Here is a 14,575-nt window from a genome sequence, read left to right as displayed (position 1 = left end):
TGGGCTGACATGTCGCGAGCCAGCCTGGAGAAAGACCCGCACGACGTCGCCACGATGTTCGACGCCGTCGGCAAGAACTACGACCTCACCAACACCGTCCTGTCCTTCGGGCAGGACCGGTTGTGGCGCAGACGCACCAGACGCCGCCTCGGGCTGGCCCCGGGAGATGTCGTCCTCGACCTTGCGGCCGGTACCGCGGTGTCCACCGTCGAGCTTGCCGAGTCCGGGGCATGGTGTGTCGCCTGTGACTTCTCGCAGGGGATGCTCGCAGCCGGGGCCGACCGGGACGTGCCCAAGGTGTGCGGTGACGCCATGGAGCTGCCCTTCCCCGACGGCACCTTCGACGCGGTGACCATCAGCTTCGGACTGCGGAACATCGTCGATCCGGCAGCCGGTCTCAGGGAGATGGCCCGGGTCACAAGACCGGGCGGACGCCTGACCGTCTGCGAGTTCTCCACCCCTGTCGTCCCCGTGTTCTCCACGGTCTACAAGGAGTACCTCATGCGGGCCCTGCCGGTGGTGGCCAGGGCGGTGTCCTCGAACGCCGAGGCCTACGTCTACCTCGCCGAGTCGATCCGTGCCTGGCCGGACCAGGAGTCCCTCGCCGAAATCATCAATGACAACGGCTGGCAGGACTGCGGCTGGCAGAACCTCACCCTCGGCATCACCGCGCTGCACAGTGCGACGAAACCCCTGTGAGGCAGAGGAGGACCTGTCGGGGGACTTCACTGTGACTGGGTCCTGACGCCAGGTCCTGACATCAGGGTCTGACACACGGGTCTGACACACGGGGCTGACGCCCGGATCCGGACCCGTCCCCTGCCGGGCGTCACACGCCGAACAAAGGCCGGGAATCAGGGTGACGGTACCGGTCATGGCCGACGGACAGCCGGCCGGCGGCCAGCCACACCCGGGCGGTGAGATCACGGTCGGCAGGGGTGACAAGGTTACCCATGAGCCGTGTCGCCGCAGCCATCATCCGGTCGGAGAGCGGACCGCGCATCCCCAGAGGACCCACGGCAGACAGCAGTCCCGGCATCGTCAGCAGGGTTGACAGACGCCGCGCCAGGGAGAAGGCGTCACCGTACTGCCGGCGCAGGTGGGCGGGCCAGATGTGACGCAGCCCGTCGGGGGAGGCCGCGGCGTCCGGCAGCAGTTCGACAAGATCCTGGGCGGACTCGAGGGCGTAGTCGATCCCCTCACCGTTGAGGGGGTTGACCAGGGCCGCGGTGTCCCCGACCGCCGCCCAGTTCACCCCGGACACCCGGGTCACCGCCCCGCCCATGGGCAGCAGGGCGGAGGTGACCTCCCGCGGCTCACCGAGCTCCCACTCCCCGCGGACCAGGTCCGCGTACTCGCCGAGCAGTTTCTTCACGTTGACCTTGGCAGGACGCCGCGAGGTCGACAGGGCACCGCAGCCCAGGTTGACTCCACGCGTCCCCTCCCCGTCCTCCTCCGGTCCCAGGGGGAAGATCCAGCCGTAACCGGGCTGCGCGACCCCCTCGGCGTCCCTCAGTTCCAGGTGGGAGTGGATCCACGGCTCGTCACCGTACGGGGTGGGACAGTACGAGCGGGCGGCGACGCCGTGGACCAGACCCCGGAGCCACCGCACACCCAGCAGCCGGGCGACACCGCTGCGCACCCCTTCGGCGAGCACGAGGGTGTCGCAGCGCACCGTGCGGGTCTCCTTCCTGTCACGTTCCGTGGAACGGAAGGTCACCGAGCCGACAGTTCCGGCGGTGGACGCCCCGACATGTGAGACGTCCACCGCCTTCCACCCGGTGACGACCCGGGCCCCGCATGCGGCCGCGAAGTCGAGCAGGGCCGCGTCCAGGGTGGTGCGGGGTACCGCGGAACCCCGGGGAGGGAAGGACGGGTGGTCGGGCCAGGGGGTGCGGACCGAACCGCCGAAACCGTGCAGAGCCAGTCCCCGGATCTCGGGGCGGCCGGAGAGGATCCCCGGAGAGCCGGTGCGGGGCGACGGTTCGCCGGGGTCACCTCCCCACAGCCTGGTCAGCGCGTGGACGGCGCGAGGGGTCAGGCCGTCACCGCAGGTCTTGTCCCGGGGGAACTCCTGCATGTCGACAACAGTGACGTCCATCCCGGCGAGAGCCGCGGAGGCCGCCACCGCTGATCCGGCGGGGCCCCCGCCGATGACAAGGAGGCTGCAGTCGGACGGAAGGGGGGTGGTGTTCACAGCGGACCATTGTCGCATGCGGCAGGCACCGCGGTATAGGAACACCGGGCTCCGCTGGGATATGGTTGTTCCTCAGTGTGCGACCGTGCGCGGGCGGCACGGTGACTGACGGACGACGGACAGAGGCTACGGAATTCATGGCACGTACTAACTCCGGTGAACAGATGGGGTTGGATCTGGGGGACGCCGCCCTCAACGACTTCATCACGGAAGGGATGGCCCGTGTCGAGTCGACCCTCCAGACATCCCTGTCGACGGGGGAGAGCTTCCTCACCGACAAGGTGCGGCATCTGGCTCTCGCCGGCGGCAAGAGGTTCCGCCCCATGTTCGCGCTGCTGGCGTCACGCTACGGCGACAGTGCGGGTTCTGCGGGTGACGGCGCCCCGGCACCGGCGCCCGGGCAGGTCATCAACGCCGCCGTGGTCGTCGAACTGACCCACCTCGCCACCCTGTACCACGACGACGTGATGGACGAGGCGGACCGCAGACGGGGCGCACCGAGCGCGAACGCACGGTGGGACAACTCGGTGGCGATTCTCGCAGGCGACTACATCTTCGCGGTGGCGTCCTCGATCATGGCGGACCTCGGCACCGACACGGTCAGGCACTTCTCCGAGACGTTCGGCGAACTCGTCACCGGTCAGATGCGCGAGACCGTCGGCTGCCCGCCCGACGAGGATCCGGTGGAGCACTACATGACCGTGATCCAGGAGAAGACCGGGGTGCTCATCGCCTCGGCCGGGTTCCTCGGAGCCCTGCACGGCGGGGCCACGGAGGACACCCGGGACGCGCTGTTCAACTTCGGCCGCAACCTCGGACAGGTCTTCCAGATCGTCGACGACATCATCGACGTGTGGTCCGACCCGGAGGAGTCGGGGAAGACCCCCGGCACCGACCTGCGGGAGGGCGTGTTCACCCTGCCGGTGCTCTACGCGCTGAAGGAGGACAGTGCGGGAGGTGCCCGGCTGCGGGAGATCCTCACCGGCCCGGTGACGGAGGACGCTCTCGTCGACGAGGCGCTGGAGCTCATCCGGGCGTCGCAGGGCCGTGAGCGCTCCCTGGCGGACGTGGAGCACTACCGCAGGCGCGGGGAGGCGGAACTGTCCCGGCTGCCTGAGGGGGCCGTCACGACCGCACTGCGCAGGCTCATGGACTTCTCGCTGGAGCGGCTGGGTTAGCGGGGACACCGGGGTGGGCGGGGCAGTCCCTGCCGTCCCTGCCGGACGGGTCCTCTCATTCTCTGATTTGTAGGTCGTTACCTGCAGGTTTGCGGAGGACTACAGGGTTCGTAGTAACGTATCCGGCGCAACGACAAGTGCTTGCCAGGTTGCCCGAGCGGCCAAAGGGAGCGGACTGTAAATCCGCCGGCATTGCCTTCAGAGGTTCGAATCCTCTACCTGGCACTGGTTGAGACACCAGGAACAACCGCCTTCCGGAAGTTTTCCGGGAGGCGGTTTTTCGTCTGCGGTCGCTTAGGCGGTGCCGGGTCTGGTCAGGCTGTGCCGGGCTGTCCGGAGTTGCGCCGGGCTCCTCGCGCGTCGTTCTCTGCCGTTCTCTGCCGTGACCTGTGGATTTGGTGTACTGTGGAGCAGCTGGTTATGCTATCCCAGGCTTCAGACGAGCGGCATATGCCGGGTGTCTGTGAGCATGCCCCCTTAGCTCAGTCGGCAGAGCGTTTCCATGGTAAGGAAAAGGTCGACAGTTCGATTCTGTCAGGGGGCTCCAGTCATTTTGCGATGACCGTGGCGGTGTAGCTCAGATGGTTAGAGCGCACGACTCATAATCGTGAGGTCCGGAGTTCGATCCTCCGCATCGCTACCAGATCTGGCCGGGGAACGCCCCGCGTCCGTCACAGACGGCCGCGGGGCTTTGCTCTGTCCGGGCCCGGGGCAGGAGTCCGTGTGCGCCGGACCATTTGTCCTCCCGCCCGGGCTACTGCTACACTTTCCGGGAGCTCACCCCGGCAGGAGTGAGTGGCACCGTCTAGGGGCGTGGCTCAATTGGCAGAGCAGCGGTCTCCAAAACCGCAGGTTGCAGGTTCAAGTCCTGTCGCCCCTGCACTGATCCCCGGCCCGGGGGACGCCGAAGAACATGATCGGCTAACCTGGGTCGGGGACTACTACGTTAAGGAGCACCGCCCGTGTCCGACGAGAACACCACCAACACCCGTCTGCGGCCTGCCGGTAAGCGGCAGATCACCGGTGCAGAGCAGGGGAGGACCGACAGGGTCGCATCCTCCAGGGCCACCGATGACGCAGACGCCCGCGGCTCCCGCGGACCGGTCGCCTACGTCAGTTCGGTGGGCAGGGAGATGAAGAAGGTCATCTGGCCCACCGGCCGGGAAATGGTCTCCTCGGTCATCATCACGGTGATCTTCCTCGTCATCATGGTCGCGCTGTGCGCTTCCGTCGACTTCCTCACCCACGAGGGCGTGGAGTTCATCTTCGGCTTCTGACCGTGCTAGAATCGGCGCAGATCACGACCGCCTCCGCCACTCCGGCGAGGCGGATTTTTCATGCGGGACCGTTGACCGGCAGGTGGTCGCACACGCCCCCGCAGAATGTCGAAAGGAGCAAGCCATGAGTGAGCAGAACGAGGCTTCGGCCGAGAAGCTCAGCGCGGAGGGTCTCGCGGCAGCCGCGCAGGAGGACGTCCAGCAGTCCGTGACGGAACTGCAGTCCTCACCGGAGGGAGAAGAGGCCGAGGTCAGTCCCGAGGACGCCGCCCTCGAGGCGTACAAGACCCGGCTCCGGGAGTTCATGCGGGCCCTCAAGAAGCTGCCCGGCCAGTGGTACATCATCCAGTGCTACTCCGGTTACGAGAACAAGGTGAAGACGAACCTCGAGATGAGGGCGCAGACCCTCGGGGTCGACCAGCAGATCCACGAGGTGGTCGTACCGATCGAGGAGGTCACCCAGGTCAAGGACGGCAAGCGTAAGCAGGTCAAGCAGAAGCTCCTGCCCGGCTACGTGCTGGTCCGCGTGGAACTCGACGACCCTTCCTGGTCCGTCATCCGTGACACCCCGGGTGTGACGTCCTTCGTCGGCAATGCCGGTGAACCGACCCCGGTGCGTATCCGCGAGGTCGCCAAGTTCCTTCTCCCCCCGGAGACCGCGACGGTCTCCCCGGACGCCGGGACCGATTCCGCGTCCGGTGTGGACGTCTCGTCCACGGGTGTGGCCATGGCACCGACCCCGGCCGCCAACCAGGTCGAGGTCGACTACGAGGTGGGGGAGTCGGTGACCGTGCTCTCCGGACCGTTCGCCTCTGTGTCGGCGACCATCTCGGAGATCGACGCGGCCAACAGCAAGCTCAAGGCACTGGTGTCCATCTTCGGTCGCGAGACCCCCGTGGAGCTGGAGTTTGATCAGGTGGAGAAGCTCAACTAAGATCTGGCAGGTTGCCTGCACGGTTCAGAGACCGTGCAGTCGGCATGACATGACATTCCCACCCGGTGGCCGGTACACAATCCGGCATCCGGTCAGACCGTCCCGTCGTCGCCACGACCGGACACGCTGAGTCTGATACCACGTGAAGAGGTGCAACATGGCGAAGAAGAAGAAGGTCACCGGCCTGATCAAGCTGCAGATCCAGGCAGGTGCCGCGAACCCGGCTCCTCCGGTCGGCCCGGCGCTCGGTGCGCACGGCGTCAACATCATGGAGTTCTGCAAGGCCTACAATGCGGCGACCGAGTCGCAGCGCGGCAACGTCGTGCCGGTGGAGATCACCGTCTACGAGGACCGTAGCTTCGACTTCAAGCTGAAGACTCCTCCGGCCGCCAAGCTGCTCCTCAAGGCAGCCGGCATCCAGAAGGGATCCGGCGTCCCCCACACCGACAAGGTCGGTGAGGTCACCTGGGAGCAGTGCCGTGAGATCGCCCAGACCAAGTTCGAGGACATCAACGCCAACGACCTGGAGAACGGCGCCCGCATCATCGCCGGCACCGCCCGCTCCATGGGCATCGTCGTCACCGGAATCCCGGCCAAGTAAGGCCGTCTCCGGTCACGTCCGGTGGTCCGCCATGCAGGTGGGCCACAGGACCGTCACCGTGGCAGGGCCCGCTCCGGCCCGCACCACATTCCCGTCCACACTGATTGGAACCTGAAATGAGCAAGAACTCGAAGGCCTACAAGGCCGCCGCCGAGAAGATCGACTCCGATCGTCTCTACCGTCCTCTCGAGGCAGCGAAGCTGGCCAAGGAGACCTCCTCCAGCAATTTCGACGCCACCGTCGACGTCGCTGTCCGCCTGGGAGTCGATCCCCGCAAGGCTGACCAGCTGGTCCGCGGTACCGTCTCCCTCCCCAACGGCACCGGCAAGAATGTCCGGGTCATCGTCTTCGCCGAGGGCCCGAACGCCACCGCCGCGGAGGAGGCCGGGGCCGACGCCGTCGGAACCGCTGAGCTGATCGAGAAGATCCAGGGCGGCTGGACGGACTTCGACGCCGCCATCGCGACCCCGGACCAGATGGCCAAGGTCGGCCGTGTGGCACGCGTCCTCGGCCCGCGTGGTCTGATGCCGAACCCCAAGACCGGCACCGTCACCACCGACGTCGCCAAGGCCGTCACCGAGATCAAGGGCGGCAAGATCTCCTTCCGCGTCGACAAGGCTGCGAACCTGCACGCCGTCATCGGCAAGGCGTCCTTCTCCGAGAAGGCACTGGCAGAGAACTACGGCGCCCTCGTCGACGAGCTTCTCCGCCTGAAGCCCTCCGCGTCGAAGGGCATCTACCTGAAGAAGATCACCGTCTCCACGACCTCCGGTCCGGGCATTCCCGTGGACCCGACCGTGGTCAAGGCGTACGCAGAGTAGTTCTGCCCGGTCGGCCCGGCTCCGGCCAGGCTCCGGTCTGACCTGACTGCTTCTCCGGCAGGCCCCGTCCGCGTTCACTGACGCAGGGCGGGGCTTTCCGCGTCCGCGGGGGAGTTTCCGGCGGCAGTCGCCCCTGTGCCCGCAGGGGCGGTGGCGGAGACGGTGGAGGACGCCGCATTCCTCCGTTTCCCGACCGCCCCCCACAGCGGTACCACGGCGCCCCTGACCGTCGGACGACGTCTGCGGTAGTCCCCCTCGGGGCCGTGGTCGAGTGCCTCCAGCGCGATGTCGAGGGCACGGGGCGAGTAGAGCAGCGCGAGATGTTCGCTGAAGTCCCGCCCGTTGCCCTCGTCCTGGACGAGGATGTTGCGAACCACCGCTCCCTCTCCGGCGTCCATCTGCTGGGTCCGCCACGGGGTGACGACCTCGTCGTAACGTGAGCAGATCATGGTGTAGTCGACACCGGGGACGGTGTCGCCGTCGCGGTTGATGTGGGCCATGGTGGCGGAGCCTGTCATCTGGTCTTCGGCACACCGTCCCAGGATCCTGCGCAGGGGTGCGTACCATCCGCGTGCGAGGAGCGTCTTTCCCAGGGTCCCGACCCCGGAGGCGGTGGTGCCGTGATGGGACGCCGCGAATCCGACGAGTCGCCGTACTTTCGGCGCGACGCCGTCGCCGGGTCTGCCGGCCCCACCGAAATCGGTGAGGTAGAGCCTGGCCTGGGCCACCCCCTGGGAGTGACCGACCAGGTCGACCTGGCGGGCACCGGTCCGCTCCAGGACGGAGTCGATGAATTCCGCGACCTCCGGGGCAGAGTCCAGGAGCGCGGCATTGCCGAAACAGGCCGGTGACCTTCCGAGGAGGCATGAGGGGTCACGCCCGTAGTCGAGGGCGAAGACCCGGTGGCCGGCGGCGAGCAGTTCCGGTACCAGTCCGGACCATGTGCAGTAGCTGTTCATCCAGGTGCCGTGGATGAGGATGACCGGGACTGATCCGGGTCCGTCGGGGTCCAGCGGGGTGTCCCAGTCGTTGATCCCCCGGGGCATCAGTCCCGGATGTCGTCGGGACTGGAGGAAGGCGCGCAGGAAACTGTGTGATCCGGCGTCGGTGTGTGCGCCGGTGGTTGTCCGGGTCGACGATTTCATTTTCCGCACCATACCGTACGACCGGATGTCGGGGGCGTGATGCCGCAATTTTGACTTCCGGCCCGGAGGGTCTAGAGTTCAGCACGAAGTTTGACCGCGGGGTACACCCGCGGACGTTCAAGTTTCACCGAAGACCGTCGGTCACCGCCGTCCCCCAGGGGACAGTGGCGAAGGACCATCGACAGTGATGGCGGCCCGCGCAGGAGAAACACGAGGAACGTCAGGTCGGTCAGCCGGGTCACGCCCGGGGAAGACGACCTCCGACGCGCCCCGTGCCTCTGCGGCACGGGGCGCGTCGTCGTTCCGGTGGCCCGGCGGTCACGACACTGACAGACATCAGGAAGGAGGCGAGAGTATGGCAAACGCGAAGAACACCGAGTCCGTGGCGGAGCTCACCGCACGTTTCGAGGACGCGTCCGCCGCGATCCTCACCGAGTACCGCGGACTGACGGTCGCCGAGACCACCGAGCTGCGCAAGGCGCTGGGTGCCGACGTGACCTACTCCGTCGCCAAGAACACCATGATCAGGCTGGCCGCGAAGCAGGCCGGCGTGGAGCTCGACGATGCTCAGCTGACCGGACCGACCGCTATCGCGTTCGTCCGTGGCGAGGCTGTCGACGCCGCCAAGGCCATGAAGGCCTTCGGTGGCGAGCACAAGAGCTTCGTGATCAAGGGCGGCAACATGGACGGCAACACGCTGTCCGCCGCCCAGGTTGAGGCAATCGCCGAGCTGGACAACCGCGAGACCACCCTGGCCAAGCTGGCGGGCGCCCTGCAGGGCTCCCTCACCAAGGCCGCGCAGCTGTTCAACGCCCCGGCTTCCCAGGTCGCACGGCTCGCTGCCGCGCTCCAGGAGAAGAAGGAGGCCGCGTAAGCGGCGTCCTTCGGCAGAAGACCTGTTCCACACCCCACTGTCCCGCCGACCGGCGGGTCACATGAACGAAAGGAAGCCATCATGGCTAAGTTCACCAACGACGAGCTCCTCGAGGCTTTCAAGGAAATGACCCTCATCGAGCTCTCTGAGTTCGTCAAGCTCTTCGAGGACACCTTCGACGTCACCGCCGCCGCTCCGGCCGCCGTCGCTGTCGCCGCCGGCCCCGCTGCCGCCCACCTCATCCACCACCGTCAGGCGGTGTGTCACCGGTAGGAGATCCCGCGTGTGTCGAGGATGTTCTTCAACCGGGTCGGGTAGTCGGTGATGATGCCGCCGGCGCCAAGAAGATCGGCGTCATCAAGGTCGTCCGCGAGATCGTCTCCGGCCTGGGTCTGAAGGAGGCCAAGGAGCTCGTCGAGTCCGCTCCCAAGGCCATCCTCGAGGGCGCCAACAAGGATGACGCCGAGGCCGCCAAGACCAAGCTCGAAGAGGCCGGCGCCAAGGTCACCCTGAAGTAGCTCTGCACGGGAACGGCTCCGCCGTACCCCTCCGACCCCCGTCCACCGCACCACGAGTGCGGAGGCGGGGGTTGTCGCATATACGATGGTCCGCATGCTCCCGAAGTCCCGTATCACCGCAGTGCTCGTTCTCGGCCTGGGCTGTGTCCTCCTGGCGGTGGGACTGCTCCTTCCGCGGTTCGTGGACGCCAGGGGTCCGGTGCCGCTGGATCTCGCCGAGACGTCCCTGTCGGTGACGGACCCGGCGGCCACCATCGGCAGGGCCTATCTGGCGGGTGCCGGTGACCGGGACCCGGAGACTGTCACCGGGGAAGTGTCCCGGAACTTCGCGGTGACCTTCGGCGAGCCGGTCGACGGTGACGAAGCGGCGGCGACCGTGGGTGTCTCGACCCTGCGTGACGACATGGCGAAGTCGTTCGGGGACCAGGCCGGGCTGCTGGACGCCGAGGTCTGGACCATGCGTGTGGACCGCCGGACCGGGGAGGCCGTGGGGGAGGGGGACACCAAGGTCGCGGAGACACTGGGGTCTCCGGCGCAGGACGCGACCGTGGAGGGGCAGTGGCTGAAGTTTCCCGCCGACCCTGAGAAGCGCGACTACCGCTACTTCGATCCGCTGCTGAGGCGGGCGGTCCCGGCGTCCTTCAGCAGGGAGGACGAGGTCGACGGCCACCGGGTCTACGTGTACCGCCAGGAGATGACGGCGGAACCGGTACTGACCGCCCACCCCGGGTATGCGCGCTTGACCAGCACTGTCGTCACACCTGCGCGCAGGGACGCCGAGGGCAGGGAGACCGCTCCGGCGACCTCGACTGTCTCCACCCTCCATCGCAGCGGTACCCGCGAGATCACCGTGGAGCCGTCGAGCGGTCTCATCGTCTCGGTGCGGGAGGATCTCCACGACTACTACGCGGCCGCGGACGGCACCGAGACCGGGCTGCTTCTGGACATGCACGGTGAGACGCCCGGGGACGAGAGGACGGCGCTGCTGGAACAGGCGGTGTCGGTGGGCGGGGAGCGACACGTCGGGGCGTGGGGTATTGCGCTGGCGGCGATCGGTGCTATCGTGACTGTCGCTGCAGGAATTGCGGCTCTCCGACCGCAGCGGAGAGACGAACGGGCAGGGGGCCCGCGGGGACGGGGGAGCGGGGACTGACCGGAGGGGACCGGGCAGACCGGGGCGGGTGGACTTTCGCGCGCATGTGATATAGGGTTGACGTTTGCGCTGGACTGACTTCCGGCGGTTCTGCGGAGAACACCGACGACCTTGGCGGGTGATGCTTGTGAAAACACCACTTGACAAGGTCCATCAGTTGTCTCTGCCTGCGGGTTGACTCCCGCTGCCCGCAGACCCGACGGGACGTCAGTCCCTCACAGACCATCACAGACCGTACGCTCAAGCAACCGTGCCCCGTCGCGACGTCAGTCCCGGCGGACACGTGAGGTGCTGGAAGGACCCATCTTGGCAGTCTCCCGCCAGACCAGTTCCACGGCCGGAATCCCCGGGGCTTCACATCGTTACTCCTTCGCGAAGATCGATGCCCCGATCGAGGTACCCGGTCTTCTCGACGTTCAGAGAGAGTCCTTCGCCTGGCTCGTCGGCACGCCCGAGTGGCGTGCCCGCCGGCAGGCAGAGGCAGAGGAGGGGACCCGCGTCACGAGCGGTCTCGAGGACATCCTCGACGAACTGTCCCCGATCGAGGACTACTCCGAGAACATGTCCCTGACCCTGTCCGAGCCCCGCTTCGACGACGTGAAGAACACGATCGACGAGTGCAAGGACAAGGACATCAACTACTCCGCGCCGCTGTACGTGACCGCGGAGTTCACCAATGCGCTGTCCGGTGAGATCAAGAGCCAGACCGTCTTCATCGGTGATTTCCCGATGATGACCGACAAGGGCACGTTCATCATCAACGGCACGGAACGTGTCGTCGTCTCGCAGCTCGTCCGTTCCCCGGGCGTCTACTTCGACGAGTCCATCGACCCGTCCACGGAGCGTCCCCTGCACGCGGTGAAGGTCATCCCGTCCCGTGGTGCATGGCTCGAGTTCGACGTCGACAAGCGTGACACCGTCGGTGTCCGTATCGACCGCAAGCGTCGTCAGCCCGTCACCGTCCTGCTCAAGGCACTGGGCCTGACCACCGAAGAGATCACCGAGCGTTTCGGTTTCTCCGAGATCATGATGTCCACCCTCGAGAAGGACGGCGTCGCCAACACCGACGAAGCCCTGCTGGAGATCTACCGTAAGCAGCGCCCGGGTGAGTCACCCACACGTGACTCCGCCCAGGCCCTGCTCGAGAACAGCTTCTTCAAGGCCAAGCGCTACGACCTGGCCAAGGTGGGCCGGTACAAGGTGAACCGGAAGCTCGGCTTCGACGGCGACACCGGTGCCATGACCCTCACCGAGCAGGACATCCTCACCACCATCGAGTACCTGGTGCGCCTGCACGCCGGCGAGAAGTCCATGACCTCGCCCGACGGGGTGGAGATCCCGCTCGGCGTCGACGACATCGACCACTTCGGCAACCGGCGTCTGCGTACCGTCGGCGAGCTGATCCAGAACCAGATCCGGGTGGGACTGTCCCGCATGGAGCGCGTCGTCCGCGAGCGGATGACGACCCAGGACGCCGAGTCGATCACCCCGACTTCCCTGATCAACGTCCGCCCGGTCTCCGCCGCGATCCGTGAGTTCTTCGGCACCTCGCAGCTGTCGCAGTTCATGGACCAGAACAACTCACTGTCCGGCCTGACGCACAAGCGGCGTCTGTCGGCGCTGGGTCCCGGCGGCCTGTCCCGTGAACGCGCGGGCCTCGAGGTCCGTGACGTCCACGCGTCCCACTACGGCCGTATGTGCCCGATCGAGACCCCTGAGGGGCCGAACATCGGCCTGATCGGCAACCTCGCCACCTACGCGCGGGTCAACCCCTTCGGATTCATCGAGACCCCGTACCGCAGGGTCGTCGACGGTGTGATCACCGACCAGGTGGACTACCTCACCGCTGACGAGGAGGACCGTCACATCATCGCGCAGGCGAAGACCGCGGTGGACTCCGAGGGCCGTTTCGTCGACGACGAGATCGAGGTCCGTCTGCGCGGCGGTGACGTCGAGGTCGTTCCCGCCGGCGAGGTGGACTACATGGACGTCTCCCCGCGGCAGATGGTCTCCGTGGGTACCGCCATGATTCCCTTCCTGGAGCACGACGACGCCAACCGTGCCCTCATGGGTGCGAACATGCAGAAGCAGGCCGTGCCGCTGCTCCGCTCCGAGGCCCCGTACGTCGGAACCGGTATGGAGCTCCGCTCCGCCTACGACGCCGGTGATGTCGTCATCACCCCGAAGGCCGGTGTCGTCGAGTACGTCTCCGCCGACTACATCACCGTGATGGACGATGACGGCGTGCGTGACACCTACATGCTGCGCAAGTTCGAGCGCACCAACCAGGGCACCTGCTACAACCAGAAGCCCCTGGTCGACCAGGGTCAGCGAGTCGAGGCAGGTCAGGCCATCGCCGACGGTCCCGGCACCCACAACGGGGAGATGTCCCTCGGACGCAACCTCCTCGTCGCCTTCATGCCGTGGGAGGGTCACAACTACGAGGACGCCATCATCCTCAACCAGCGGATGGTGGAGGAGGACCTCCTCACCTCCATCCACATCGAGGAGCATGAGATCGATGCCCGGGACACCAAGCTCGGTCCCGAGGAGATCACCCGTGACATCCCCAATGTCGGTGACGACGTGCTCGCGGACCTCGACGACCGGGGTATCGTCCGCATCGGCGCCGACGTCCGCGACGGCGACATCCTGGTCGGCAAGGTCACCCCGAAGGGTGAGACCGAGCTGACCCCGGAGGAGCGGCTGCTGCGCGCTATCTTCGGTGAGAAGGCCCGCGAGGTCCGTGACACCTCCATGAAGGTTCCCCACGGTGAGACCGGCAAGGTCATCGGCGTCCGCGTGTTCTCCCGCGAGGACGACGACGATCTCGCCCCCGGCGTCAACCAGATGGTCCGCGTCTACGTCGCCCAGAAGCGCAAGATCCAGGACGGCGACAAGATGGCGGGACGCCACGGCAACAAAGGCGTCGTCGGCAAGATCCTGCCGGCAGAGGACATGCCCTTCCTGCCGGACGGTACCCCGATCGACATCATTCTCAACACCCACGGTGTGCCGCGTCGTATGAACATCGGTCAGGTCCTGGAGACCCACCTCGGTTGGCTGGCGAAGAACGGCTGGAAGGTCGACACCCAGTCCGAGGACCCGAAGGTCCGTGCGATGCTGGAGACCCTTCCGGAGGAGCTTTACGATGTTCCGCCGGAGTCCCTCGTGGCGACACCCGTGTTCGACGGTGCCGAGAACGAGGAGCTGTCCGGTCTGCTGCGTTCGGTCCGTCCCAACTCCGACGGCATGGCACTGACCGACGAGTTCGGCAAGGCCGTGCTCATCGACGGCCGTTCCGGCGAGCCGTACCCGTACCCGATCTCGGTCGGTTACATGTACATGCTGAAGCTGCACCACCTCGTCGACGAGAAGATCCACGCCCGTTCGACCGGTCCGTACTCCATGATCACCCAGCAGCCGCTCGGTGGTAAGGCACAGTTCGGTGGCCAGAGGTTCGGTGAGATGGAGGTGTGGGCCATGCAGGCGTACGGTGCGGCCTACACCCTCCAGGAGCTTCTCACCATCAAGTCCGATGACGTCGTCGGCCGCGTGAAGGTGTACGAGGCGATCGTGAAGGGCGAGAATATCCCGGATCCGGGTATCCCGGAGTCTTTCAAGGTCCTCCTCAAGGAGCTGCAGTCCCTGTGCCTCAACGTCGAGGTTCTCGCGGCTGACGGAACTCCGATGGAGCTGAGCTCGACCGACGACGACGAACTCGACCACGCGAATGCTGCTCTCGGGATCAACCTGTCCCGGGACGAGCGTCCTGACGCCGAGAGCGACGCGATCTAGCTCCCAGCCCCGGTCCCGCCGCCCCGCCGACGGGACCCCCAGACACCTTCCCACTTTTCACCGCACTACCGCCCTCCGT

General features: G+C 66.6%; 11 protein-coding genes, 4 tRNA genes and 1 pseudogene. 14 read left to right on the top strand and 2 right to left on the bottom strand.

Translation table 11 applies throughout. The features are described 5' to 3' along the window. The first annotated feature begins 9 nt into the window (after positions 1-9). Entirely contained in the window at positions 10-699 is a 690-nt protein-coding gene (locus tag BN3906_RS04035) for a demethylmenaquinone methyltransferase (RefSeq protein WP_066584437.1), read from the top strand. A 130-nt stretch (positions 700-829) separates the two neighbouring features. On the opposite strand, the gene BN3906_RS04030 is transcribed toward BN3906_RS04035, so the two are convergent. Then, positions 830-2,215, bottom strand: a complete 1,386-nt coding sequence (locus BN3906_RS04030) for a geranylgeranyl reductase family protein (RefSeq protein WP_066584434.1) — start codon at positions 2,213-2,215, stop codon at positions 830-832. 119 nt (positions 2,216-2,334) lie between these two features. Between BN3906_RS04030 and BN3906_RS04025 the strand changes: the two genes are divergently transcribed. From BN3906_RS04025 to rplA, 9 genes are all read left to right on the top strand, one after another. Continuing rightward, a complete protein-coding gene (locus BN3906_RS04025) occupies positions 2,335-3,375 on the top strand; it encodes a polyprenyl synthetase family protein (protein WP_066584431.1) in 1,041 nt (346 codons plus the stop codon). 143 nt (positions 3,376-3,518) lie between these two features. Further along, a tRNA-Tyr gene (locus BN3906_RS04020) sits at positions 3,519-3,600 on the top strand. A 246-nt stretch (positions 3,601-3,846) separates the two neighbouring features. Next, a tRNA-Thr gene (locus tag BN3906_RS04015) sits at positions 3,847-3,922 on the top strand. A gap of 19 nt (positions 3,923-3,941) precedes the next feature. After that, positions 3,942-4,018, top strand: a tRNA-Met gene (locus BN3906_RS04010). Between the two features lie 164 nt (positions 4,019-4,182). Continuing rightward, a tRNA-Trp gene (locus BN3906_RS04005) sits at positions 4,183-4,255 on the top strand. A gap of 82 nt (positions 4,256-4,337) precedes the next feature. Next, entirely contained in the window at positions 4,338-4,652 is a 315-nt protein-coding gene (gene secE, locus BN3906_RS04000) for a preprotein translocase subunit SecE (RefSeq protein ID WP_078057090.1), read from the top strand. 124 nt (positions 4,653-4,776) lie between these two features. Beyond that, complete coding sequence (gene nusG / locus BN3906_RS03995) at positions 4,777-5,586, top strand: transcription termination/antitermination protein NusG (protein WP_110481015.1); 810 nt, start codon at positions 4,777-4,779, stop codon at positions 5,584-5,586. Positions 5,587-5,743: 157 nt separating this feature from the next. Then, complete coding sequence (rplK, locus tag BN3906_RS03990) at positions 5,744-6,187, top strand: 50S ribosomal protein L11 (protein ID WP_066584425.1); 444 nt, start codon at positions 5,744-5,746, stop codon at positions 6,185-6,187. A gap of 116 nt (positions 6,188-6,303) precedes the next feature. Continuing rightward, a complete protein-coding gene (gene rplA, locus BN3906_RS03985) occupies positions 6,304-7,008 on the top strand; it encodes a 50S ribosomal protein L1 (RefSeq protein ID WP_066584423.1) in 705 nt (234 codons plus the stop codon). A 74-nt stretch (positions 7,009-7,082) separates the two neighbouring features. On the opposite strand, the gene BN3906_RS03980 is transcribed toward rplA, so the two are convergent. Beyond that, positions 7,083-8,153, bottom strand: coding sequence for an esterase/lipase family protein (locus BN3906_RS03980; protein ID WP_078057218.1), 1,071 nt, complete (start codon positions 8,151-8,153; stop codon positions 7,083-7,085). Positions 8,154-8,508: 355 nt separating this feature from the next. Between BN3906_RS03980 and rplJ the strand changes: the two genes are divergently transcribed. The 4 genes and pseudogenes from rplJ to rpoB all read left to right on the top strand — a co-directional run bounded on the left by rplJ (position 8,509) and on the right by rpoB (position 14,496). After that, on the top strand, positions 8,509-9,027 hold the full coding sequence (rplJ, locus tag BN3906_RS03975) for a 50S ribosomal protein L10 (RefSeq protein WP_066584421.1): 519 nt from the start codon (positions 8,509-8,511) through the stop codon (positions 9,025-9,027). Between the two features lie 81 nt (positions 9,028-9,108). Further along, a pseudogene (locus BN3906_RS03970) lies at positions 9,109-9,545 on the top strand (ribosomal protein bL12). Positions 9,546-9,639: 94 nt separating this feature from the next. Further along, positions 9,640-10,698 carry a cell envelope lipid trafficking protein PgfA gene (pgfA, locus tag BN3906_RS03965; protein ID WP_261796830.1) on the top strand — a complete coding sequence of 353 codons (1,059 nt, stop codon included), beginning with the start codon at positions 9,640-9,642 and terminating at the stop codon, positions 10,696-10,698. A 288-nt stretch (positions 10,699-10,986) separates the two neighbouring features. Further along, positions 10,987-14,496, top strand: a complete 3,510-nt coding sequence (rpoB, locus tag BN3906_RS03960; protein ID WP_066584404.1) for a DNA-directed RNA polymerase subunit beta — start codon at positions 10,987-10,989, stop codon at positions 14,494-14,496. The last annotated feature ends 79 nt before the right edge of the window (positions 14,497-14,575 follow it).

The organism is Corynebacterium provencense, from assembly GCA_900049755.1.
GTDB classification, from domain to species: domain Bacteria; phylum Actinomycetota; class Actinomycetes; order Mycobacteriales; family Mycobacteriaceae; genus Corynebacterium; species Corynebacterium neomassiliense.
The sequence above is the reverse complement of the archived record's forward strand: the minus strand, read 5'-3'. Positions and strand labels throughout refer to the sequence as shown.